The sequence below is a fragment of the Bacillus australimaris genome (assembly GCF_001307105.1).
GTDB classification, from domain to species: Bacteria; Bacillota; Bacilli; order Bacillales; family Bacillaceae; genus Bacillus; species Bacillus australimaris.
The window spans coordinates 107,674-129,987 of record NZ_LGYN01000027.1 but is presented as its reverse complement, the minus strand read 5'-3'; the positions used below and the strand labels follow the sequence as shown (position 1 = coordinate 129,987).

25 protein-coding genes are annotated in these 22,314 nt (G+C 40.8%); 10 read left to right on the top strand and 15 right to left on the bottom strand.

What is annotated here, in order from left to right; all coding sequences use genetic code 11:
• Positions 1 to 44 precede the first annotated feature (44 nt).
• The 4 genes from hemY to AKG37_RS14770 all read right to left on the bottom strand — a co-directional run bounded on the left by hemY (position 45) and on the right by AKG37_RS14770 (position 5,770).
• Positions 45 to 1,457: a protoporphyrinogen oxidase gene (gene hemY / locus AKG37_RS14785; protein WP_060699497.1), complete on the bottom strand. Its 1,413-nt coding sequence runs from the start codon at positions 1,455 to 1,457 to the stop codon at positions 45 to 47.
• A 22-nt stretch (positions 1,458 to 1,479) separates the two neighbouring features.
• Positions 1,480 to 2,418 (bottom strand): ferrochelatase, encoded by a 939-nt coding sequence (gene hemH / locus AKG37_RS14780; RefSeq protein ID WP_060699496.1) that lies wholly within the window; start codon positions 2,416 to 2,418, stop codon positions 1,480 to 1,482.
• Between the two features lie 32 nt (positions 2,419 to 2,450).
• Entirely contained in the window at positions 2,451 to 3,509 is a 1,059-nt protein-coding gene (gene hemE / locus AKG37_RS14775; RefSeq protein ID WP_060699495.1) for a uroporphyrinogen decarboxylase, read from the bottom strand.
• A gap of 125 nt (positions 3,510 to 3,634) precedes the next feature.
• Positions 3,635 to 5,770, bottom strand: a complete 2,136-nt coding sequence (locus AKG37_RS14770) for a transglycosylase domain-containing protein (RefSeq protein WP_060699494.1) — start codon at positions 5,768 to 5,770, stop codon at positions 3,635 to 3,637.
• 127 nt (positions 5,771 to 5,897) lie between these two features.
• On the opposite strand from AKG37_RS14770, the gene AKG37_RS14765 reads away from it, so the two are divergent.
• Complete coding sequence (locus tag AKG37_RS14765; protein ID WP_060699493.1) at positions 5,898 to 6,383, top strand: antibiotic biosynthesis monooxygenase family protein; 486 nt, start codon at positions 5,898 to 5,900, stop codon at positions 6,381 to 6,383.
• Positions 6,384 to 6,447: 64 nt separating this feature from the next.
• Here AKG37_RS14765 and AKG37_RS14760 read toward each other — a convergent pair whose 3' ends face one another.
• Complete coding sequence (locus AKG37_RS14760; RefSeq protein ID WP_237697794.1) at positions 6,448 to 6,735, bottom strand: hypothetical protein; 288 nt, start codon at positions 6,733 to 6,735, stop codon at positions 6,448 to 6,450.
• 150 nt (positions 6,736 to 6,885) lie between these two features.
• On the opposite strand from AKG37_RS14760, the gene AKG37_RS14755 reads away from it, so the two are divergent.
• Positions 6,886 to 8,073 carry a M20 family metallopeptidase gene (locus AKG37_RS14755; protein WP_060699492.1) on the top strand — a complete coding sequence of 396 codons (1,188 nt, stop codon included), beginning with the start codon at positions 6,886 to 6,888 and terminating at the stop codon, positions 8,071 to 8,073.
• A gap of 27 nt (positions 8,074 to 8,100) precedes the next feature.
• Here AKG37_RS14755 and AKG37_RS14750 read toward each other — a convergent pair whose 3' ends face one another.
• Genes AKG37_RS14750 through AKG37_RS14740 form a run of 3 tightly spaced genes read right to left on the bottom strand, consistent with a single transcriptional unit; the run spans position 8,101 to position 10,815 of the window.
• Complete coding sequence (locus AKG37_RS14750) at positions 8,101 to 8,808, bottom strand: EcsC family protein (protein WP_060699491.1); 708 nt, start codon at positions 8,806 to 8,808, stop codon at positions 8,101 to 8,103.
• Between the two features lie 53 nt (positions 8,809 to 8,861).
• On the bottom strand, positions 8,862 to 10,082 hold the full coding sequence (locus AKG37_RS14745; protein ID WP_060699490.1) for an ABC transporter permease: 1,221 nt from the start codon (positions 10,080 to 10,082) through the stop codon (positions 8,862 to 8,864).
• The gene (locus AKG37_RS14740; protein WP_060699489.1) at positions 10,075 to 10,815 is read right to left on the bottom strand and encodes an ABC transporter ATP-binding protein; all 741 of its coding nucleotides are present in this window, start codon (positions 10,813 to 10,815) and stop codon (positions 10,075 to 10,077) included. Before AKG37_RS14740 ends, AKG37_RS14745 begins: the two co-directional genes overlap by 8 nt.
• A 487-nt stretch (positions 10,816 to 11,302) precedes the next feature.
• Here AKG37_RS14740 and AKG37_RS14735 point away from each other — a divergent pair, with 487 nt between their 5' ends.
• From AKG37_RS14735 to AKG37_RS14725, 3 genes are all read left to right on the top strand, one after another.
• Positions 11,303 to 11,731 (top strand): HIT family protein, encoded by a 429-nt coding sequence (locus AKG37_RS14735; RefSeq protein ID WP_060699488.1) that lies wholly within the window; start codon positions 11,303 to 11,305, stop codon positions 11,729 to 11,731.
• Positions 11,732 to 12,088: 357 nt separating this feature from the next.
• Positions 12,089 to 13,168, top strand: coding sequence for a 3-phosphoserine/phosphohydroxythreonine transaminase (serC, locus tag AKG37_RS14730; RefSeq protein ID WP_060699487.1), 1,080 nt, complete (start codon positions 12,089 to 12,091; stop codon positions 13,166 to 13,168).
• A gap of 129 nt (positions 13,169 to 13,297) precedes the next feature.
• Positions 13,298 to 13,816 (top strand): tryptophan transporter, encoded by a 519-nt coding sequence (locus AKG37_RS14725; RefSeq protein ID WP_060699486.1) that lies wholly within the window; start codon positions 13,298 to 13,300, stop codon positions 13,814 to 13,816.
• A gap of 49 nt (positions 13,817 to 13,865) precedes the next feature.
• Here the strand turns inward: AKG37_RS14725 and yhzF are convergent, their stop codons facing one another.
• Positions 13,866 to 14,057 (bottom strand): membrane protein YhzF, encoded by a 192-nt coding sequence (gene yhzF, locus AKG37_RS14720; RefSeq protein WP_003211362.1) that lies wholly within the window; start codon positions 14,055 to 14,057, stop codon positions 13,866 to 13,868.
• 128 nt (positions 14,058 to 14,185) lie between these two features.
• Between yhzF and AKG37_RS14715 the strand changes: the two genes are divergently transcribed.
• Positions 14,186 to 14,542, top strand: coding sequence for a YtxH domain-containing protein (locus AKG37_RS14715; protein ID WP_048238393.1), 357 nt, complete (start codon positions 14,186 to 14,188; stop codon positions 14,540 to 14,542).
• 187 nt (positions 14,543 to 14,729) lie between these two features.
• Positions 14,730 to 15,350, top strand: coding sequence for an HTH-type transcriptional regulator Hpr (locus AKG37_RS14710; protein WP_060699485.1), 621 nt, complete (start codon positions 14,730 to 14,732; stop codon positions 15,348 to 15,350).
• Here the strand turns inward: AKG37_RS14710 and AKG37_RS14705 are convergent.
• Positions 15,328 to 15,672, bottom strand: coding sequence for a YhaI family protein (locus tag AKG37_RS14705; protein WP_060699484.1), 345 nt, complete (start codon positions 15,670 to 15,672; stop codon positions 15,328 to 15,330). The genes AKG37_RS14710 and AKG37_RS14705 overlap by 23 nt on opposite strands.
• Positions 15,673 to 15,903: 231 nt before the next feature.
• Between AKG37_RS14705 and AKG37_RS14700 the strand changes: the two genes are divergently transcribed.
• Positions 15,904 to 16,425: a DUF3267 domain-containing protein gene (locus AKG37_RS14700; RefSeq protein ID WP_060699483.1), complete on the top strand. Its 522-nt coding sequence runs from the start codon at positions 15,904 to 15,906 to the stop codon at positions 16,423 to 16,425.
• 82 nt (positions 16,426 to 16,507) lie between these two features.
• Positions 16,508 to 16,693: a hypothetical protein gene (locus AKG37_RS19235; protein ID WP_072368131.1), complete on the top strand. Its 186-nt coding sequence runs from the start codon at positions 16,508 to 16,510 to the stop codon at positions 16,691 to 16,693.
• A 53-nt stretch (positions 16,694 to 16,746) separates the two neighbouring features.
• Here the strand turns inward: AKG37_RS19235 and AKG37_RS14695 are convergent, their stop codons facing one another.
• Positions 16,747 to 16,836: a YjcZ family sporulation protein gene (locus AKG37_RS14695; RefSeq protein WP_017360317.1), complete on the bottom strand. Its 90-nt coding sequence runs from the start codon at positions 16,834 to 16,836 to the stop codon at positions 16,747 to 16,749.
• 145 nt (positions 16,837 to 16,981) lie between these two features.
• A complete protein-coding gene (locus tag AKG37_RS18625) occupies positions 16,982 to 17,068 on the bottom strand; it encodes a YjcZ family sporulation protein (RefSeq protein WP_008361129.1) in 87 nt (28 codons plus the stop codon).
• Positions 17,069 to 17,229: 161 nt separating this feature from the next.
• Between AKG37_RS18625 and AKG37_RS14690 the strand changes: the two genes are divergently transcribed.
• Entirely contained in the window at positions 17,230 to 18,108 is an 879-nt protein-coding gene (locus AKG37_RS14690) for a peptidylprolyl isomerase (protein WP_060699482.1), read from the top strand.
• A gap of 54 nt (positions 18,109 to 18,162) precedes the next feature.
• On the opposite strand, the gene AKG37_RS14685 is transcribed toward AKG37_RS14690, so the two are convergent.
• The 3 genes from AKG37_RS14685 to AKG37_RS14675 form a co-directional block, all read right to left on the bottom strand.
• On the bottom strand, positions 18,163 to 18,393 hold the full coding sequence (locus tag AKG37_RS14685) for a sporulation YhaL family protein (protein ID WP_060699481.1): 231 nt from the start codon (positions 18,391 to 18,393) through the stop codon (positions 18,163 to 18,165).
• A gap of 116 nt (positions 18,394 to 18,509) precedes the next feature.
• The gene (gene yhaM, locus AKG37_RS14680) at positions 18,510 to 19,457 is read right to left on the bottom strand and encodes a 3'-5' exoribonuclease YhaM (RefSeq protein WP_060699480.1); all 948 of its coding nucleotides are present in this window, start codon (positions 19,455 to 19,457) and stop codon (positions 18,510 to 18,512) included.
• A 58-nt stretch (positions 19,458 to 19,515) separates the two neighbouring features.
• Positions 19,516 to 22,302, bottom strand: coding sequence for an ATP-binding protein (locus AKG37_RS14675; protein WP_060699479.1), 2,787 nt, complete (start codon positions 22,300 to 22,302; stop codon positions 19,516 to 19,518).
• Between the last annotated feature and the right edge of the window lie 12 nt (positions 22,303 to 22,314).

The window sequence follows — 22,314 nt, the reverse complement described above, 5'->3', positions numbered from 1 at the left end:
AACACGAAAAACTCCCTTTCCATGACAGAAAAGGGAGTTTGTTTTTATGAAAATAGATATGATACAGCTTCTGATATTGCGGCTTTTCCTTGATCAATACAATCAGGAATTCCGACACCTTCAAAAGCAGCACCTGTGATATAAATACCGGGGTATGATTGCTTAAACGTTTCTCGCATGTTCGAAATGGCTTTTTGATGACCAACGTGATATTGCGGCATACTCGTCTTCCAGCGAGTCACTGTCGTCATTTCTGGATCTGCTTTAATATCCATGATTTTCTTCAAATCCTCCAGCACAATACTGACGATTTGATGATCTGACTGCTCGACAATTGATTCGTCGCCAGCTTTCCCTACATACGCACGCAAAAGCGTTTTTCCTTTAGGAGCTGTATGCGGCCATTTTTTATTCGTCCACGTACAGGCTGTAATAGAGAAATCACTGTTTCTTGAGATGACAAAACCAGTGCCGTCATATTCATTATGAACATCTTCTTCTTTAAAACCGAGTGCAACCGTTGCAACAGAAGTAGATGTCATGTCATGCAAGTACTCAAGACCTGCTTCTTTTGGAAACATAGAATAGATTGATTGATGCGGAGTTGTCACGATGGCTGAATCGGCAAAAAGCGTTTGACCACTGTCTAATTGCACGCCATAGCCCCCATCTGTTTTTTCAATCTGCTTCACTTTTGTCCCTTTATATACCTTTGTCAGCTTGAGTTTACTTTCTACTGCTTCAACAAGCGCTTGGAGTCCTTGATCGATCGTTTGGAACTGTCCTTGTTTTTTCGCTGTCACTTGCTGCGCTTTCGCATGCTGCTGTGATTTTTTCATCCCAAGAATCAAACTGCGATGCTGCTGTTCTGTTTGATAAAACTGCGGGAAGGTGGACATTAAGCTCAGGCGGTCAATGTCTCCTGCATAAATGCCTGATAGAAGTGGCTCGATTAAATTCTCAACAACCTCATCGCCTACGCGTCTTCTAAAAAATTCACCGAGAGACTGATCTTCTGTCTGCTTGCTTTTTGGCAAGACGAAATCCATTGCCGCTCTCGCTTTTCCTGCAACTGAAAAAAGACCGGTTGTGATGAATGGGCTGATTTGAGTTGGGATACCCATGACAGCGCCTTTTGGCATCGGATGAAGGGTTTCATTGACTAGTACATACGCTTGCCCAGTTTCATTATTGACGAGCTGACCGGCGAGACCAACATCCTTCGCCAGCTGCGGTCCACTGACCTTTCTTTCTAAAAATGAATCAGGTCCACGTTCAATGATGTAGCCGTCTTTATATAAAGTTTGTATTTTTCCACCTAGCCTAGGGCTTGCTTCAATAAGAGATATTTGAATGGGAAGACCTTTTTCTTCGACTTCCTTTTCCAAATAGAAGGCGGCGGCTAAACCAGTGATGCCACCGCCAATGATGACAAGGTGTTTTTGATTGTCATGCATAGGATCGCCTTCTTTTATATGATTACTTGCTTTCGTCAAGTTTCTTTAATACAACTGTTGCCAGAGCATCAATAAATGCAGGTTTCGCATTTGGCATTTCTGGACGATAGTAGGCTGCACCAATTTCATCTGTCACGACTTTACATTCATAATCGTTGTCGTATAACACTTCAAGATGATCAGCGACAAACCCAACAGGCACATATACGAACGTTTTATAGCCTTTTTGTTCGAATAAGTCACGTGTTAAGTCTTGCACGTCTGGTCCAAGCCATGGATCAGGCGTGTTGCCTTCACTTTGCCAGCCAATTTCATAATGTTCAATTCCAGCACCGCTTGCAATCATTTTGGCAGATTGTGCGAGCTGATCAGGATATGGATCTCCTGCTGCAATAATTTTTTCAGGAAGGCTGTGTGCAGATACAATAAGTACCGCTGATTCTCTTTCCTCCTGACTCATCGATGCATACGTATCCTTCACTTGTTTCACCCAATAGTCCACAAACTTCGGCTCATCGTACCAGCTTTCAACAGACGTAATCTTCAAATGACCAAGCTTGTCTGCCTCATCTTGTGCACGTTTGTTATATGATTTCACACTAAAGGTTGAGAAATGCGGTGCAAGGACGATACTTACCGCTTCTGTGATGCCATCCTGATGCATTTTAGCAACTGCATCCTCAATGAACGGCTCGATATGTTTTAAACCAATGTAGACATGAAATTCAATCTGGTCTTGGATTTCATTTAAGTGATCACACAACCCATTTGCCTGCTGTTCTGTAATTTTTGATAAAGGAGAAATGCCGCCAATCGCCTTGTAGCGGTCCTTTAAATCTTGCAGCATCTCTGGCTCTGGCTTTCTGCCCCTACGAATATGTGTATAATAACGCTCAATGTCTTCTTCTTTATATGGCGTTCCATATGCCATGACAAGAAGCCCCATTTTCTTTTTCTCCACAACCAACACTCCTTCAGATCATATGAAATAGTTTAAATGGATGATTTTTTATGTTTTGCTGAATAGTCGTGAATAAAATCTGTCAGCCTCTTTAACGTATCTGGTGAAACATCAGGAAATACCCCATGACCTAAGTTAAAGATGAAGTGATCTGATTTCATCCCTTGATCTAAAATATCTTTTGCTCTTCCTTCAATCACTTCCCAAGGAGCAAGTAAAATGGTTGGATCAAGATTCCCTTGTAACGTTTTTGTGAGCCCTTCTTTTCTCGCTTCGTCTACACTCATACGCCAATCGAGTCCAACGACATCAAGCGGCAGGTCATGCCAATCTTTCGCTAAATGGCTTGCACCAACTCCGTACATGATCATTGGTACGTTTTCAGACTTAAGCTCTGTGAAAATTCGCTGCATGACAGGCTTAATAAACGTCCGGTAATCTGCTGCATTTAAAGCGCCAACCCATGAGTCGAAGATTTGAAATGCACTGACTCCTGCTTTTACCTGTGCGCGTATGTACGTAATCGTCATATCAGCTAATTTGTTCATCAGCAGCATCCATGCTTCAGGATCACTGTACATCAGCGCTTTTGTTTTATGATAATTTTTAGATGGGCCGCCTTCAATCATATAGCTTGCCATCGTAAATGGTGCACCAGCAAACCCGATAAGCGGTACATTCAGCTGCTCCTTCGTTAAAAGTTGAATCGTATCAAGCACATATGGCAGGTCTTCTTCAGGATGAAGCTCTCCAAGACGTTCGATATCTGCCTTTGTGCGAATCGGTGAATCAATCACGGGTCCAATTCCATTTTTAATTTCAACGTCCACTCCAATAGCCGGAAGCGGAGTCATAATATCTTTATATAAAATAGCGGCATCTACACCATATTGTTCTACAGGAAGTCTTGTTACATAAGCACATAATTCTGGCTGATGCGTAATTTCAAAAAGCCCGTATTTTTCTTTAAGGGCACGATATTCAGGCTGTGAGCGTCCTGCCTGTCTCATATACCAAACTGGTACATGGTCTGTTTTTTCCCCTTTACACGCCTTTAAGAACGTGTCATTAAAAACCTTCGTTTTTCCCATTACCTTTCATTCCACCTTTCGCCTTATACTCTCTTTTTGTACAAGGCTCAAACCTGCTTTTACTATACCGCTTTTTCAAGGCACGGTATACTAAAGCGGCTCAATGTTCAAAAAATCGCCGAATATTAACGTCCAAAAGCCTCTGGCTTGACATACGCACTGCCTTCGCCTTCTTCTTGCGTTTGGGTATTATATGGAACAACCTTATACTCCGCATCTGAAAACACATTGGCATACGGCATCGTGTAGCTGTTTGTGCCTGTTACTGAGTCGATCAGCGTCTCGCTTCCGTTCCTCTTTTCATAAACGCGATATTCAACTCGTTTGTCCTCCTGGTCATCCCAAGACAGCTCTAATGTAAACAAACCTTTGATTTTAAACGCATAACGTGCTTCAAACCCTGATAATCCTTCTAAATGAATCGGCGATTGAAGTTCTTTAATTCCATCCGGCTTTTCAAACGTTTCATTGGAGATTTGGGCTGCCATTAAAATATCTTTAAACAGCTGCACTGGGTATTGACTGCCGCCAGTTAAATAGTGGCTGTTATCGGTTTTGTCATACCCCATCCAAATCGCACCGGTTGTACTTGGCGTATAGCCGGCAAACCAAGCATCTTTTGTAGCACCTTTCACACCAGAATAAGTGGTTGTACCTGTCTTACCTGCTAAATCTCCAGCATATGAACCGCTCTGGGCTGTTCCACCTTTGACGACTTGCTGGAGCATTCTTGTCATATTCCAAGCATTCTGCACGCTAAACACTCGTTCTTGCCTACTGCGATTTTTCTCGACAGTTTTCCCTTCATCATTGGTTATTTTCTGAATGAAGAAAGGCTTTTTATATACGCCTTCATTCGCAAATGTATGGAAGGCTCCAGCGATTTGTAATGGAGAAACCCCTTTTTCTAAACCGCCAAGCGCTATGGCTAGCCCTTTATCCGAAATATCTATGTCCATTTTCTCTAGATATGATTTCGACGTATCAATGCCCAGCTGACTTAACGTCCATACCGCAGCAGTATTTTTACTTTTCATGAGGGCTTCTACCATTGTGACCCTGCCTTCATACTGCCCATCGTAATTTTTTGGTGAATAGCCATCATAGCTCTTCTCCTTATCTTCCAGCAGTGAATAAGGTCTGAATTTTTTCTCCTGCATTGCCGGACCGTAAACAGCTATTGGCTTGAAGACAGAACCGGGCTGTCTAACAGCTGTGACCCTGTTATAACCTCTTGCCTGATAATCTCGTCCGCCTATCGCCGCTTTTACTCCACCAGTTACGTTGTCAATAAACACAGCACTGCTTTCAGGAGAACCGCTTTTTCCCGGGAAATAACGGTTGTTCTTCATCGCATCATAAGCAACTTTTTGCAGATTCATATCGATTGGAACTGTAATGGTATAGCCGCCTTGAAGCAACTGTTCATGTGAAATGGCATATACTGATTCTGCTTCTTTAATAATGAGATCGACATAGCTGTCCACCCAAGGCGTTTCTGATTTCTTTTTCAAATGAATGCCAAGTGTTCTCCCTTTTGCTTCTACTGTTTCTGTTGAAGACAAGTATCCTTGTTCATTCATTAAATTTAGGATGGTGTCACGCCTTTGTTTATTTTTATCAGGATGTAAAACAGGCGAGTAAGAAGACGGTGCCTTTGGCATCGCAGCGAGTGTAGCACCTTCGCTGACCGTTAAATCTTTGACATCTTTACTAAAATAATAATTGGCTGCTGCCTGAATACCATAAACACCGTGGCCGAAGTAAAGCTGATTCAAATACATCTCAAGCAGCTTATCTTTTGAATAATCTCTTTCTAAATTAATGGCAATAATGACTTCTTTTGTTTTTCGGAGAAAGGTTTTATCATTTGTGAGGAAAATATTTTTTGCGAGCTGCTGAGTAATTGTACTGCCGCCCTCTACCTTTCCTCCTGCTAATATATCTCGATAAACCGCCCTTGAAATAGACTGTACATCAATTCCATGGTGCTCATAAAAACGCTTATCCTCGACAGCGACAAACGCTTTCGCTACTTTATCTGGTACCTCTTTTAATGACACAGGGTCCCGATTTTCTGAATACATGCTTGTGAGTTCTTTTCCATTCTGATCAATGATTTTGGAGGAAGCGTGAAAAACAAGCTTCTTTTCATCTATGACATAATGTCCTAAAAATAAAATGGTCAGATAGCCAATAAATGAAAGTACGATTGTACTTCCTGCAATGACTAATGGAATGATTATCTTCTTTTTCTTCAAATTAGGTCACCTCATTCCTTTATACGGATAGTATGGGATGTATTGCTTCATAATATGTTTTATGGATTGACTACCAAAGAATTATATATCATTCTTTTGTTATACTATCAAGCAGGAGGCGGTTTAGATGAATTTCTATATTACATATGGAACAGCAGATTTTTTGCATAAAATTGCAAAGAAGCATCATTTGGAGAGTCTGCTTTATATGGTCGGGAAAGAACAAGCAGCTCTTTTTCATGAAACGGAGGGTGAGACAGTATTTAAAGCTCCTCATGCCTATGATGTGATTTATGCGAAAGGTGAGCTTGTCCAATCTGGTTTCGTCACCTTGAATCATATTCCTGTTAAGCTTGAAAGCAGAGCACTTTTTGAATCAACCTTTCAAAAGAAGACGAACCTCTCAGAACATCAGCGGGGCTTTCAGGCTCTTCGTGTTTTAAGACCTCAAAAAGATGAAGAAGTTTATTTGATTTTGACACTTTGGGAATCAGAGGACTTATTTCAAGACTTTCAAGAATCCGAAGCATTCTTTCAGCCTAACGAGGATACAGGCTCCATCTTCTCACGTCCTGCTTATCTCACATCCTACCATGCTGTCACAGACAATTAAGGAAGTGCTTATTTCAGCACTTCTTTTTTTCATCAAAAAAAGCCCAATAGCTGGGCTTTTCATGTTATCGGCTTCTTTTCAGCTCGTACCGATGAATCATCGGTTGAAGCACATAGAAATTCAGTAATATCCATCCTAATAAGATTGGCCACTTCAACATCGGTGAAGCACCTTTCAATTGAATGAGCAGCACCAATAACGGAATCAAGCAGATCATGAAAAAAATCATTTTTGAGACAAATGTTTCTTTGATTTGATGCCGACAGCTTGGACATATCATCATTCTCGTATGTGATAAATGAATTTTTTCAATGAAAGAAAATGCTTTTGCACAATTTGGACAACTTCCCAAACACTACTCCTCCCTTTTCCCTGCTTTATATCAACTTCGACTTTTAAGTAAAATGACCTTTTGATATTGACCACGAAATCCTCTTCTGTTGAAAGATTCTAACAATTACAATACAATCAGTAAAAGAGCATGAAGGAGGTTTTCGAATCAATGACAATATCCACTTTACAAAAAAGCATCAATGAACGTCTTGATGAACATTATGAGGAAATGGTTGAAATTAGACGCCATCTCCATATGAATCCTGAACTTTCTTTTCAGGAAGAAGAAACAGCCGCTTTCATCGCCAGCTATTACGATACATTACATATACCAACACGTACTCAAGTGGGCGGTCATGGTGTACTCGCTTTTATTGAAGGTGCTTCTCCGGGGCCAACCATTGCCCTTAGAGCTGATTTTGATGCACTTCCTATCCAAGATGAAAAGGATGTGCCTTACAAATCAACAAAGCCTGGTGTGATGCATGCGTGCGGTCACGATGGGCATACAGCGACACTTCTTGTATTAGCAAAAATCCTGCATACGCATCGTGATCAATTAAAAGGGAAAATCGTCCTCATTCACCAGCACGCGGAAGAATATGCTCCCGGCGGTGCAAAACCAATGATTGAAGATGGCTGCTTAGACGGTGTTGATGTCATATTTGGTACGCACCTTTGGTCTTCAGAGCCATGTGGTACCGTTCTTTATAAAAGCGGGAACTTCATGGCAGCCGCCGATCGTTTCTCTATTCGAGTCCAAGGAAAAGGCGGACATGGCGCCCAGCCTCACTTAACGAAAGATGCCGTACTCATCGGTTCACAAATCGTCGCAAACTTGCAGCAGGTCGTTGCCCGTAAAGTTAATCCAGTTGATTCTGCTGTAGTGTCTGTTGGAGGTTTTGTCGCAGAGAATGCTTTTAACGTCATTGCAGATTCAGCTGTTTTAACTGGTACTGCACGTTCCTTTGAAGAAAGTGCACGACATATCATCGAACAGGAAATTGAACAGGTGGTAAAAGGGGTGTGCCAGATGCATGATGCTTCCTACACATATGAATATGTGAGAGGATATCCAGCAGTCAAAAACCACCCGAAGCCGACTGAATATATTGCTGACGTCGCAAAACAGACAGAGGGTGTAACAGAAGTAAAAGAAGCCGAAACCCAAATGGGTGGAGAAGATTTTGCTTACTACCTTCAGCATGTCCCTGGCACCTTCTTCTACACAGGCGCCATGCCAGAAAACAGCCAAGACGTGTATCCACATCATCATCCGAAGTTCGATATCAACGAAAAAGCAATGCCTGTCGCAGCAAAGGTACTCGCTAATGCCGTTCTTTCCTACAACGAATAAAAAAAGCCGCTGGTTACAGCGGCTTTTCTATTTCATATCTTTCAATATCCGTAAATGAAACACATGGCGTGCGACATCTCCCAGCTGCCCTGTCAGCTGATGATTCGCCACCCCTCCAACAGCCGCTCCGACGACCGGCATTAATTGAAACAGCTTCACAAGGTCTATGTAATCCCGATACTCCTGCTGAAAACTGTACCAATCCATTTCCTCACGGCTCGTTTCCCAATCATTTATGATCTTCATCATTTTTTGACGATGTGCACTGCCGGAAAAGGCGCATTGAAATATACAAAGCAAAAAGAGTCTTTCCTCTTTTTTAGATAAATCAAAACCATAAATACAAGCCAGCTCATAAAGACATTTCATCTTAATGCTAAGCAGCAGCGGAAAGTCTGCCATGCCAAGAAATAAACCACCTGCACCTGTTCCAATCCCTTCGATAGCAGCCGCTTTTTGATAATACTTCACTTTTTCCTTTGCCAGTTCATTTCGCTCTACAATAGATAATTGTTCATTAATCACTGAAAATGAAGTGAAGTGTGATCCTGATACAGTGGATTCTACCATTGTTTTGACCGCATTCGTGATGACTTGATGAAACCTGGCAGGAATTCGGCGGTTCACCTGCTGCTGAACTCCTTTTGAAAACCGTTCGATCTTTGATGGTTTTCTTAAAAAACGTGTTTGAAAAAGAATGGCTTCTTCATACAACTTTCGTTCAGCTGCATTCATCCTGTCCCCTCCTTGATGTCATCATACGCTCGCAGTAAAAAACATATCTCCACTTATCTCATCTTTTTTAATCGGCTTTGTACGTAAGGCTTGAATAGGACAAGCACAAATGCCAAGGAAATGAGCAGGGCAATTCCGCTTCCCTGCCACCCTCCTGCTGGAAGTACCGCGCAGCTCAGCAATATCGATTGGATGATAAGCACATTCCGAACGAGCACAAAAAAGCTACGATCCTTTTCTTTTTGAGAAACTGGATAAAGTGCCTGTAATGAAAGATGAGCAAAGTGCTTCGTTAACGGCACAAGCTGTACACCTGTGATAAATACTGTGAACAAGACAAGTAGTGCTCCCACCCAGCCTGCTGCACCTGTATACAAAATAATCAGCACAAATACGGCCGTCAATCTAAACACAAGACCAAAATAGTCATTTGAGCGCAAAAACGCCCTCACATACATGTAAGAAAACGTTTTACGCTGGTCGTAAGGAACGAATTGCAAGAGCCAGTCCATGTATGCTCTTCTTTTCACCTGTTTCTTTAAATGGGGCACATCTGTAAATAAGTTTGCTAAGCGATAAAAACGCTGTTTCCGTTTTAACTCATCAGAAATATGCAATTCCCATTGAAAAGGCTGTTTTTTCACTGCATTTGTTAAGTAAACGAGATAAACACCATAGATAAGATAAAAAACGATGGCAATCGCATAGGCTGCTTGTAAGACGGTGTAGATCAACATCATATTCAATAGAAAACGAAAGGCTGCATCAATCCACCTGACGTGTTTTCCTTGGAAATAAGTGATTCTCCATTGAATTGCTGTATTCAAGCCCTTTATCAAAATCATTTGCGCCAATATCAGCACATACACCGTAATGTCTCCTGAAGACACTGCCGAATAAAGCGGAAGGGCGACAATGGATACAGCAATCAAAGGAAACAACTGAGAAATAAAGCTAAAGTTAAAAGCTTGTTTTAAATAAGGCTCCATCTTCCCTTCTAAAGGAAGCAAAAACACGAGATCAGCTTCTTTGATCAACGTACGCACGTAAGAGCTTGTCAGCACCAAGGAGAAAACAACGGCCATCACCCAATAGGACGGGAAATGAGCCGGAATATGTTTGAGCCAACTGCTATACCAGCTCGCTCCGCCAGCAAGGAAAAAAATGAGCACGATGACAAGATGATCATTGAACATGTATTTTAAGTATTTTCTTGTTTCTTGTACGTGTTCCTCTAATCTTGATTTCCAAATGGTTTGTGTTGTTTTACTCATAGCTTTCTTCCTTTGTTAATTCCAAATAAAGATCATCGAGTGTCGCATCTCTCATATTGAACTGTTCTCTCAGCTCTGCCAGTGTTCCTTTCGCTCTGATTTCCCCTTCGTGCAAAATAATAAAGGAATCACAATAACGTTCAGCTGTCGCCAGAATATGTGTTGACATTAGGACACTAGCGCCGTTGTTCTTTGCAGCATTCATTCTTTCTAGCAGTGCATTAATCGCAAGAGGGTCAAGCCCTAAAAACGGTTCATCAATGATATACAGCTCTGGTTCAACAAGGAAGGCACACATAATCATGACCTTCTGCTTCATTCCTTTTGAAAAATGAGCAGGGAACCATTTCAGCCGTTTCTCCATCCGAAATTCTTTCAGTAACGATGGTAGTCGTTCGTCTAATTGTTCCTTTGACAGACCATAAGCCATCGCTGTCAGCTCTAAATGCTCTTTTAAGGTTAATTCTTCATATAAAACAGGTGTTTCTGGAATAAACGTAAATTGCGAACGATACGCCTCTTGATCGTCTTGAAGGGTTCGTCCATTCAATTCAATAACACCTTTATGCGGTTTCATGAGCCCGATGATATGACGGATCGTTGTACTTTTCCCCGCCCCGTTTAAGCCAATGAGACCGACGATTTGATTTCTTTCTAATTCAAATGAAATATTTTTCAGAACGGGATTCTTCGTATATCCACCCGTTACATCTTTTACAGTGAGAAGGGACATAAATTCGTTCCTTTCTTTCTTTTTACCTTTATAGTAACAAAAACGAAAGGTAATTTGAAATGTTTACCTATAGATGAGTCATGAATAAAAAATAGGCAGCTTGGTCATCATAATGTATGTAGAAGAAATGAACTTGATGACCAATAAGTAAATGAGGTGTTTGTTAAAGGCAAAGAACCGCATGACAAGTTGGTTTTTCATCTAAAAACCTTAGCTTCTGTTTTGCTTCACTGATTCTTGATTTTTGTGTCCTATACAATATGTATACGACAAACCAAAACGTCAAATGAGGTGTTTACGGCAGAAATAGCAGGCATATGAATTCTTTATTTCTGTAAATAGAGAATTCAAAAGGCATATCGAATGAAAGCATCAGCATTTCTTCTGCAGGAGCAGGATGAGCGACCAAAGGAGTTCGCTTGTCCTGTTTTCTTTTTTGCTTCTTTTTGTGATACGATAAAGGAAAAATAATGAGGAGTGACATGGCGTGAGCGACTGCATTTTTTGCAAGATCATTGATGGAGACATTCCATGTGCAAAAGTATATGAAGACGAGCATGTATTGGCTTTTCTTGATATTAGCCAAGTAACGAAAGGACATACCCTTGTAATCCCGAAAATACATAAAGAAAACATCTATGAGATGACACCAGAAGTGTCTAACCACTACTTCCAAGCGATTCCGAAAATTGCACGGGCAATTAAACAGGAATTTGAACCAATTGGGTTAAACCTCCTGAACAACAACGGCGAGAAAGCTGGACAATCTGTGTTCCATTACCATATGCATATCATTCCGCGCTACGGCAAAGGCGATGGCTTTGGTGCCGTATGGAAATCACATCAAGATCAATATACGGCAGAGGATTTAAAAGACATTTCTTCTGCTATCCACACACGGCTTACCTCATCTTAACAGATGAGGTTCAGCATGTAGACAAACCCTCGCATTCGTTGTCAGGTCTGCGTGCCGGTGCTCACGAATGTCAAATTCGCTCCGCTCCGGTACTCGTCCTTCCTAGACTTCAAAGGTTTTCTATCACGCTGAAAAGAAGACAAAGGGCTAAAATAAAGATCATTTTAGCCCTTTGTCAACAATCTGTACCTCATCTTAACAGATGAGGTTTTTCTTATTTTTGCCCCTTTTCATTGCTTTTACTTTTAATAGTAAGATATTTTGAACGATTCAATTTTTGTGTCCAAATGCTTCAAATTTGTGATAGGATGGTTTTATCTTTTGATCCATTAACGCGAGAAATAGGGAGAGATTGTGATGAAGCGAACGACGAATTTTAATGCTGGTCCGGCGGCACTGCCGCTAGAAGTGCTTCAAAAAGCACAGGAAGAACTTGTTGATTTTAAACAAACTGGAATGTCTGTGATGGAGCTATCTCATCGCAGCGGTGAATATGAAGAGGTCCACAATAAAGCAAAAGCGCTTTTGGTGGAACTGATGGACATTCCAGAGGATTATGAAGTCCTCTTTTTACAAGGCGGAGCTAGTCTTCAATTTGCGATGATTCCAATGAACTTCTTACAGGAAGGCGAAACAGCTCATTTCATTCAAACAGGCGCTTGGTCAGAAAAAGCATTGTCAGAAGCAAAAGGGTTTGGTCAGACATCTGTGCTTGCTTCAAGTAAAGACGACAACTACTCGTATATTCCCGAAGTAGATGCTTCTGGTTTAACAGATGGCGCTTACTTACACATCACATCAAACAATACGATTTTCGGCACACAGTGGAAAACGTTCCCACAAACGTCATTGCCGCTCATTGCGGATATGTCCAGTGATATTCTCAGCAAAAAAATAGACGTTTCTTCATTTGATCTCATTTATGCCGGGGCACAAAAAAACCTAGGGCCTTCTGGCATCACGATTGTGATCGCACGTAAACGTTTATTAGAGAAAGAGAAAAGCAGCACGCCGAACATATTAAAATATTCAACACACGCAAAAACCAACTCTCTTTATCACACACCACCGACTTTTGCGATTTATATGCTGTCGCTTGTCCTTGAGCATGTTAAACAAGCTGGCGGTGTAGAAGCAGCGGAAAAACGCAACGAACAAAAAGCAGGCATTCTCTATGATACAATTGATCAAAGCGGCGGTTTTTATAAAGGACATGCACGTGCTGACAGCCGTTCGCATATGAATGTCACCTTTACCCTTCGCGATGACGCACTTACTTCATCCTTTGTAGAGAAAGCAAAGCAGGAGCAAATGGTTGGACTTGCCGGCCACCGTTCTGTCGGTGGATGCAGAGCATCTATTTACAATGCGGTATCAATTGAAGACTGCCAAAAGCTTGCGGACTTTATGAAAAAGTTCCAGCAAGAAAATGAGTAAAAAGGCTTTTCTATAAGGAAATAAATTTGTTATAATAACGAGAAATATATAAGGTCATGACTCTTGCAATAAATGATGAGCCATATTATTGGAGAGTCCTATAAGAGCTTAGCAGAGGAGAGCATAGAAATGAAAACAAAAGAATTAGTGATTATGTCATTGCTTGCAGCAATGGGAGCTGTTTTGCATACGATTTTCCCGCCCATCTTTTTCGGAATGAAACCTGATATGATGCTGGTCATGATGTTTTTAAGCATCATCCTTTTCCCAAAGGTTCAGCACGTCATCGTGATTGCACTAGTGACTGGTGTCATTTCTGCTTTAACAACAGGATTTCCAGGCGGACAAATTCCGAATATGATTGATAAACCAGTGACAGCCTTTATCTTCCTGGCCCTTTTCTTATCCTGCATGAAGATAAAGAACAAAGTTGTGCTGACCGCTGTGTTAACGGCGATTGGAACCATCGTATCCGGCGTGATTTTCTTAACTGCCGCTTTACTGATTACTGGACTGCCAGCTGCATTACCAGCACTTCTTGTAGGCGTTGTCCTGCCAGCAGCCGTGATTAATACCATTGCCATGGTATTTGTCTTCCCAATTGCTCAGTCGATTCTGAGACGTGCAAGAATGATAGAAGTTGCTTAACGAATAACCGAACCTCTTCATAATAGATGAAGAGGTTTTTTTCATGCTTTTATAAAAGAAAAAGGGTCAGCAGCAAAATGAGGAGCGAAATCCCTGCACCTGCCGCACACACAAGTGCTTTTTGTTTTAATACATGTTTTGGTGGATAAGACCCTGCATACCCAAGCTGTCTTGCATAATGAATAGAACCACCTGTAAAAACGACACCGATACACGTAAAAACGAACAGAAAGACAGACAACCTTCTCCCCTCCCTTTTCTTCAAAAGTATGCTAAAATAAAGCAAGCTATGTATGGAAGTTCAATGAAGCTGATCGTCAGCTCAGAGAGAACATGCGAATGTGTAAAATTTGACTAGAGGTGATTTGAATGGCTAGTGGACGTTCTTTATTAACAGGATTATTTGTAGGCGGTCTCCTCGGAGGTGCGGCAGTGCTCCTGACGACTCCCTCTTCTGGCAGAGATGTGCGCGGAAAGATGAAAGACGGCTATGACAAATTCGAAGATACGCTGACAAAATTAAAACGAGATGGACAAGCTTTAAAAGAGCAAATTGTGGAAACAGCAAAAGAAAGCGCAGAGGTCATTAAAGAAGTCGGATCTGAATTACAAACATCTATTCAGCAATGGCGAGAAGAAATCAAACCTCATCAGCAGGACTTACAAAAGGAAATTCAGGAAATTGAGGAAAAGCTCAAACAACTGGAGAAAACCTTACAAAACTAATATACTCACAAAAAAATATTCGTTTACAAAAGTGTGCGGGGTGCGTATCCCGCACTTTTTTTGTTGAAAAAAGGTTATTTTGTCAATGTTTTTCATGACTTTTAAAAATTCTTGAATTTTCAGCTTTATTAATCTTTATTTTATTGGCATAATAGAATTACAAGAAAAAGAGAAGTAGGTGAAATGGATGAATCATTCGGAACAGCCTTTCGATGTAAAAGAAGCACTTTTATTCAGTCAAAGAATGGCCCAATTGAGCAAAGCTCTTTGGAAATCCATTGAAAAGGACTGGCAGCAGTGGATCAAACCGTATAACCTAAATATCAATGAACATCATATTTTATGGATTGCGTATCAATTAAAAGGAGCTTCAATATCAGAAATTGCAAAGTTTGGCGTCATGCATGTATCAACGGCGTTTAACTTCTCCAAGAAACTGGAGGAACGAGGATTTTTAAAATTTTCTAAAAAGTTAAACGATAAACGCAATACGTATATTGAGCTAACGCCAAAAGGCGAAGAGACATTCCATAAACTACTCGAAGATTATGACCCGGCACGAACTGGTATTGTCAAAGGCGCACAGCCGCTTCATGACATTTACGGAAAATTCCCTGAGATTTTAGAAATGATGTGTATCATCCGAAACATTTATGGTGAGGATTTCATGGAGATTTTTGAGAAATCGTTTTCAAACATTGAGAAGGACTTTTTGAATGAGCGAGGAAAAGTCACGAAAAAGCCTGAGGAACTTGAAAACTCAGCTGAGGCAGCAGAAAAAGCGGCTAAAACAAATCAAATTGTTTAATGATCTTTATAAATTCATTCATTAATGGCTGAAACAGTCCTTGATCATGCAAAGCAAATATGGTCTCATGAACATCCAGCTTTTCAATTAATTGTCCCGCAAAAAGCGCAAGGAGATCGTCAAACATGACGTAGCCTTGTGCTTTTTGCTTATCCATTTCCTCAGAAAGCTCAGCACAAATACGCTCAATATCCTCTGCCTCTTCTTTTGATACTCGCTGCCTGATCAATAACGCATAATATGGATAACGGCTCATATCGGTTGCCGTCAATAGAAGTTCCATATAATATTCGAGCTGGCTCATTCGTTCCTCAATACTCATGTACGTTCCCTCTTTCTCTTAGTCCTTCTATTTTAGCCGAAATTACTCATTGACGAAAGAGACGAACCTCCCCCTTCTGTCTTTTTTTCTTGAAAAATCCAAAGTTTCCTCTCTTTATTCCATATGAAGGCAACATTTTATTTTTTTTCACCAAAACCATTGATTTTTATCCTCAGGAAGAGTAAATTATCTTGAGATATTCAATTCGATTTGTAGATTGGAAGGATGGAAATGAATTGTTGGAAGACCATTAATCTTGAAAAGGATTATGGTTATACGAGAATGATGATTTCAGCCATAAGTCTTGCTATACTTTTTTTCATTATGGCATTTTTATGTTTTCAGCTGACTCATCCTGAAACGAGGCTAAGTAGCCATAACGCACCGCTTTTTGCTGTGCTTTTACTTATGACATTGCTTGTCCACCGTGTAGTTCACTTGATCCCAGTGATGAAAAATAAGAAAAAAATGACGCTTTTTATAAAACGAAATTGCTGGCAGCGCGTGCCTAAGAAAGTGATGCTTTATTCACTTCTCAGCCCATTTTGTGTCATCTCACCAGTTTACTTTGTGCTAGGCGTGGTGTTCCCAATGTACGCCCATTATTTTATCATCATCGCAAGTATTCATGCAGGCTATTGTTTGCCTGACTTTTTATTTGCTTGGAAGCTGCTAAAAGCACCTAAATCCTGTATCATCGATCAAGCTCAAGACGAGTTTGATATTTTAGTTGACCAAACTTCCTCATCATGAGGTTTTTAAAGCCAACTTCTATCTTTTTCATAAAAAATTTGGTAATGTAGTATGGGAATAGCATAGAGAGGGGGGATCTCCGATAGTTTTATTTTACTTCATCGTCTTTGCCGCGTTTATTGTCTATTCAATAAACAGGCTTACTAATACATTATGCCTTGTCAGAGAGATTCCTGAAGAACGGCAAGATAAGGTGTTTCGCTTTATCAATGTATCGATACTGATTTTACTTATCTCATCATTTGTTGAAATTACCATTTCTATTTAAGATCAAAGCAAAAGCTGCCAGGTTGAGGGCAGCTTTTTGTGTATAATCAATGATTAGCAAATCCAAGATGCACCGATGATAATCAATAAAATAAATAACACGACGACTAGTGCAAAACCGCCAGCAAAGACTTCTCCTCCCATGTGAAAACACCTCCTGCCAGGTCTTCCTCTGTTCTAAGCTCAGTGTATGCAAAAATATTAAAAACGTTTAGGCACCTGTCATCGTTTGAAAAAAGAACCGCCCGCACGCACGGCAGGACGGCTCCCCTCTGTCACAGCGATTTAATTAATAAAGATATGCTGCACCAACGATGATCAGCAAAATGAATAGCACGACCAATAAAGCAAACCCATTAGAATATCCTGCTCCCATATAATTCAGCCTCCTTTTTGTGATCACTATATGTGTATGTCGCACGCAATTTTTTGACTAGACGAATGCCCTTCCATTTGCATTTCTTTTTACAGCATGTCACAATATGTTATGATACAAGCAATGATAAATAAATTGGAAAGATTAGGAGTGTTTTTTGAATGAAAAAAATGGCTTTAGCAGCTGTAACAGCAGTAAGTGTTTTAACTCTTGGCGCATGCAGTAGCGGTGATAAAGAAGTTATTGCAACAACAAAATCAGGAGATGTCACAAAAGAAGAACTTTATACAACTCTTAAGAAGCAAGCAGGTGGAGATGCATTAAACCTACTTGTTCAACAAAAGGTTCTTGCTGACAAATACAAAGTATCCGATAAAGAGATCGATAAGAAATTGGAAGAATATAAAAAGTCACTTGGTGAAGATCGTTTAAAACAGCTTCAAGATGAATTCGGTAAAGATTACATCAAAGATCAAGTGAAATATGAGCTGCTGACTCAAAAGGCTGCCAAAGCTAACATCAAAATCACTGATAAAGAAGTAAAAGCATATTACGATGACCTAAAAGGGAAAATCCGTGCAAGCCACATTTTAGTAGCTGATAAGAAAACAGCGGACGAAGTGGAAAAGAAATTAGATAAAGGCGAAAAATGGGATGCCCTTGTATCTGAATATTCAACTGATACCGCTTCAGCAGCACAAGGCGGCGATGTAGGCTGGTTCGCTAAAGAAGGCCAAATGGACGAGAACTTCAGCAAAGCTGCTTTCAAACTAAAAGTAAATGAAATCAGCAAACCAGTGAAATCACAATTCGGCTACCATATCATCAAAAAGACCGAAGAACGCGGTAAATACGATGACATGAAAGCAGACTTGAAAAAAGAATTACTTGACCAAAAACAAGCTGACACAAATGAAATCCAAACCATCTTAAACAAATTGGTGAAAGATGCTGATGTGAAAGTAAAAGATAAAGAGCTTGAAAACACGTTCAAAGAAAAATCTCAACAACCGGCACAACAAACTCAACAAGGCCAATAATCAAAAAACCCCCTCTGCAGTGAACGTGCAGAGGGGGTTTTTGTATGACTAGATTTAAGCAATCGAGTGATCTTCATGTGACGCGGTATCCTGTGATCTTTTCACTTGCTGATCCTGACGTCTGCGCTCTCTTTCTTGTTCCATTCTCTCGATAAAAATTTCTCCTTCCTTTTCAATAAAGGATTGATCAATCTCTTGCTCCTCTTTGGCTGTTGTCATTAATTTATATGCACAGAAAATAATGCCAATGATACACGCATACACCCACCACGGAAAAAACAACATTTTTTCATCGCCTCCTTTTCTCAGGACATTCCTCTCTTCCTTTGTGTTACATGCTTATGCGAAAAGAAGACAAGTTATGAAAAAAAACGCCCGCATAAACGGACGTTTTCACATAATTATTCTTGATGGAAGGTTGGTTTATAAAACGAGCGATTCTCAAGTGCAAAAATACGTTCTGTATATTCTCCTGGCTTCACATGCTCAAGCGCACGATCCATCATGTTCATCTTCGCATCTAAATTATCAATATAGTGAAGAATTTCAGCTTCCTTCACCATTGGTGGTTTCGGGCTGCCCCATTCCCCTTTTCCGTGATGACTCAGAACTAAGTGCTGTAAAATCAGAATTTCTTCTGAATCAATGCTAAGCTCTTCTGCAGCTTTCGCAATTTCTGTCACCATAATGGAAATATGGCCGATTAAATTCCCTTCCACTGTATATGTGGTGGAGACTGGACCCGAGAGCTCTTTGACTTTCCCTAAATCATGAAGAATGATGCCTGAATATAAAAGATCTCGATCTAGTGAAGGATACAGGTCTACAATGGATTTTGCCAAATGCAGCATGGACACCACGTGATAGGCGAGTCCAGAGACAAATTCGTGATGATTTTTGGTCGCTGCTGGATAATCAGCGAATTCCTGTCCATATTTCTTCAGCAAATGTCTTGTGACACGCTGAATATTAGGGTTTTTCATATCAAAGATATATTGCATAATCGTATCCATCATATCGTGTTTTGGAATAGGAGCTGTTTCGAGAAAGTCATCAATACGAATTTGCTCGTTCTCAGCAACAGGGCGTATATTCCTAAGTTTTAGTTGATTCCTCCCGCGATAATGATGAATGTCGCCTACTACCTTCACGATGGTTTGCGCAGCATAGGTGATTTCATCATTTTGCTTTGCATCCCATAGTTTCGCCTCAATATCTCCACTTTGATCTTGAAGAATGAGCGTTAAAAATGGTTTGCCATTACTCGCAATTCCTTTAGTAGATGATTTAATTAATAAATGCAGGTCAACTTGTTCGCCGACATCATAGGTCATGATCCCTTTAGCCATTCAATAAAAGCTCCTTCCATGTTTCTGCTCATATAAGTATAACATAAGTCATTATTTGTCAATCAACTGCTAAACTCGTAATCTGTCCATCTTCTGCTGCTTGTGTCATATGCTGATGACAGGTGAAATAGAACAGCTGTGTTTCAAATCTTGTAAGCTCATTCATCAACTCCAGCACTCTTCCTAGACGAACATGATCAAAATGAACGAAGCTGTCATCCATCATAAACGGAAGCTGACAATCCTTCTGATGAGACAAAGCGAGTGCAAAACGAATCGCCAGATAGATTTGTTCACATGTTGCCTGTGATAGCTCCTCTGGCCGGAATATTCGTCCATCCACTCTTTTCACCATCAATCGATCATCTTCGGTTGAAAATAAAATGGCTTCATATCGGTCATTCGTTAACGGCTGAATAAAGCTGGAAGCTGTTTGCAGCAGTGCTGGCAGCCTTGTTTCTTTATGCTCATTCAATTTTTCTTGAATGACGGAGCGGACTAGCTGAATTGCCGCCCATTTTTTCGCAAGGTGCTTTGCATGCTCCTGCTCAGCAGCAAGCTGATGAGTCAAATCAGACACCGTACCTGAAGCTTCTATTTGCCGGATTTCAACTGCTAGTTCTGCCAAGCGTTTTTCCATATCCGCCGCATTCAATTGCATGTTTTGCAGGTGCTGCTCCGCTTCTTGGCACTCCTCTTCAAGAAGGCGCAACCCTTTGCGAACAATCCTTTCCTCCTCATTGAAACAGCCGCTTCTATGCAGCTCTTGATTCAGCTGCTGCAATTGGGAAAGCCGTTCTCGATATTCTTTTGATAAATGAGAAAGGACTTGGTAATCTTCTTTGGACGCTGCTTCTACTTGACGAAAAAGCGCGCCAGTTTGTTTTTCGTAGTATTGAATTTCCCCTTCAAGCGTTGTGAGCTGCTGCTTCACATGTTGAATGGATACATCCAATGTCTGACGTTCTTTTTCTCTTTTCGCCTCATCTTTCAATATCTCTTGAAAGGCCGAGATGTTGTCTTGAATGGTTTCTTCCTCTTTGTGAAGATGACTGCTTAACACGGATACCTTGTGTTCATAGATGGATTGCTGACCAGTAAGCTCGTCTATTTCCCGTCTAAGCCCCTCATATACCGCTGTATCCGTTTTTAATTGCTTCAAGATAAGGAAGGCTTCTACAAGAAAAGAAAGCTCTGAGGACAAGCCCAGCTGTCTTTTCTTTTCCTCTACTTGCTGCTGAACAGGTTCCAGCTCCAGCTCCCAGTCTTCATATTGCCGGATGATTCTTTCATACAAAAGCTCCTTTTGCCTCACAAGCGTTTCAGCTGAAGCTGCCTGCACTTGGAAAGAATCGAATGTTTCTCCGCCGCTTCTCTGTTTCGCCTGTGTCAATTTTAAAAATGGATAAATGGCAAAGAGAACAAAAACAGAAAATCCTGCAAATAAGAAAGTGACCCACCATTCTGTTAAAAAGAATAGAACAAGCAAAAATGCAGCATCAAACATCACCATGACAGGAAATAACCACGCCCGGGAATGAGCCTGTTTCTCTTTTGCTCTTATTCCTCCGGCTTCCACTGTACCATGCGGGCTGGTTTGCTGTTCCTTTAATCCTTTTAAAGCAGTTTCCGCTTCTTCCAGCTCATGTCTTGCATGATCAAACCGATCATCCAGCTGCGCCTTTCTGTCCATTAAACGAACGTATTGGCCCACAGCCTCCTTTAATTCCCATTCAAATTCAAGTGAGTCGTCAATCTGATCAAGCCTGATTGAACCCTGCCACTTCAGCTTTGCTGCCGCTTCGTCTATTTTTTGTTTCAATGAATCACTGTCTGCTTTACATTCGGCTAAGCGATTTTTGACACGTTCAGCATTAGACGCTTCATCAACGACACGTTTCATCTCCAGTAACGCCTCCTTGTCATGAAGCGGTTGAACTTGTGTCAGCGAGGTTTGCAAATGATCTAATTTTTGCTTTAGTGCAGTCATTTGAGCCATTTTCGGATGAAGATGTGATTCTAATTTATCCAATTCATGCTCTGTTTCTACTCTAAAGCGTTTGACTCGTTCTGGATAACGGGCTAATTCCTTTTTTAACTCCACCTTGTTCTCTATCATGGGATAAAGTCGAATGTATTCAGTTAATTGCTGAATCTGTTCTTCTGTCTGCTTCATGTCATTTTGAAGCGTTTCGGCCGCCTCTGTTAATTCAGCATGCTCCCGTTTTTTGTCGGTATAACGGCCTTCTACCAATCTAGCTTGTTTCAGCTGACCAGTTAGCTCTTTTAAACGATCAAGCTGCTTGTTTAATTCCGGCTTGCGTCCATTTGGTTTAAACAGCTGCTCCTGCTGCTTAAGCAGCCTGCTATCCATCTTAGAGGCAGCATCTGAGCCAAATAAACTTGAGAAAAGTAGAAATTCACCGATTTGATCTTGGTTTAGGGCTTGGACATTTTGCAAGCCAAATACATCAAATGAATAGATGGATTGAAATAATCTGCGATCCGTTCCCTTTAAAAGAGTTTGTAGAAATGCTTCGTCTTTTACTTCACCATTTGATAAAAACACCTGTGCTTGACCGCCTCGGTCGGACGTTCTCTCAATATGAATGTCGCCTAGCTCCTCATCTAAACAAGTGAGGGAGCCGCCATAGAAAGTTCCTTGTTTCGGCTTGTACGTCTTATTTTTAGAAAAACCAAATAACATCGACTCAATAAACGCCTTCAATGTCGTTTTCCCCGATTCATTTAAGCCGTAAACTAGCTGAAAACCGTCATCAGAAAAGTGAAAGGTTCGATTTGAAAATTTCCCGAAATTGATTATATGGAGTGATCGTATTTTCATCATGCCTCTCCT

What these genes read in the sequence shown, in the direction of transcription:
- hemY (WP_060699497.1), bottom strand. Translation starts at nt 1,457, where the DNA reads ATGCATGACAATCAAAAACACCTTGTCATCATTGGCGGTGGCATCACT.
- hemE (WP_060699495.1), bottom strand. Translation starts at nt 3,509, where the DNA reads ATGGGAAAAACGAAGGTTTTTAATGACACGTTCTTAAAGGCGTGTAAA.
- AKG37_RS14765 (WP_060699493.1), top strand. Translation starts at nt 5,898, where the DNA reads ATGAATTTCTATATTACATATGGAACAGCAGATTTTTTGCATAAAATT.
- AKG37_RS14755 (WP_060699492.1), top strand. Translation starts at nt 6,886, where the DNA reads ATGACAATATCCACTTTACAAAAAAGCATCAATGAACGTCTTGATGAA.
- AKG37_RS14750 (WP_060699491.1), bottom strand. Translation starts at nt 8,808, where the DNA reads ATGAATGCAGCTGAACGAAAGTTGTATGAAGAAGCCATTCTTTTTCAA.
- AKG37_RS14745 (WP_060699490.1), bottom strand. Translation starts at nt 10,082, where the DNA reads ATGAGTAAAACAACACAAACCATTTGGAAATCAAGATTAGAGGAACAC.
- AKG37_RS14740 (WP_060699489.1), bottom strand. Translation starts at nt 10,815, where the DNA reads ATGTCCCTTCTCACTGTAAAAGATGTAACGGGTGGATATACGAAGAAT.
- serC (WP_060699487.1), top strand. Translation starts at nt 12,089, where the DNA reads ATGAAGCGAACGACGAATTTTAATGCTGGTCCGGCGGCACTGCCGCTA.
- AKG37_RS14725 (WP_060699486.1), top strand. Translation starts at nt 13,298, where the DNA reads ATGAAAACAAAAGAATTAGTGATTATGTCATTGCTTGCAGCAATGGGA.
- AKG37_RS14715 (WP_048238393.1), top strand. Translation starts at nt 14,186, where the DNA reads ATGGCTAGTGGACGTTCTTTATTAACAGGATTATTTGTAGGCGGTCTC.
- AKG37_RS14710 (WP_060699485.1), top strand. Translation starts at nt 14,730, where the DNA reads ATGAATCATTCGGAACAGCCTTTCGATGTAAAAGAAGCACTTTTATTC.
- AKG37_RS14705 (WP_060699484.1), bottom strand. Translation starts at nt 15,672, where the DNA reads ATGAGTATTGAGGAACGAATGAGCCAGCTCGAATATTATATGGAACTT.
- AKG37_RS14700 (WP_060699483.1), top strand. Translation starts at nt 15,904, where the DNA reads ATGAATTGTTGGAAGACCATTAATCTTGAAAAGGATTATGGTTATACG.
- AKG37_RS14695 (WP_017360317.1), bottom strand. Translation starts at nt 16,836, where the DNA reads ATGGGAGGAGAAGTCTTTGCTGGCGGTTTTGCACTAGTCGTCGTGTTA.
- AKG37_RS18625 (WP_008361129.1), bottom strand. Translation starts at nt 17,068, where the DNA reads ATGGGAGCAGGATATTCTAATGGGTTTGCTTTATTGGTCGTGCTATTC.
- AKG37_RS14690 (WP_060699482.1), top strand. Translation starts at nt 17,230, where the DNA reads ATGAAAAAAATGGCTTTAGCAGCTGTAACAGCAGTAAGTGTTTTAACT.
- AKG37_RS14685 (WP_060699481.1), bottom strand. Translation starts at nt 18,393, where the DNA reads ATGTTGTTTTTTCCGTGGTGGGTGTATGCGTGTATCATTGGCATTATT.
- yhaM (WP_060699480.1), bottom strand. Translation starts at nt 19,457, where the DNA reads ATGGCTAAAGGGATCATGACCTATGATGTCGGCGAACAAGTTGACCTG.
- AKG37_RS14675 (WP_060699479.1), bottom strand. Translation starts at nt 22,302, where the DNA reads ATGAAAATACGATCACTCCATATAATCAATTTCGGGAAATTTTCAAAT.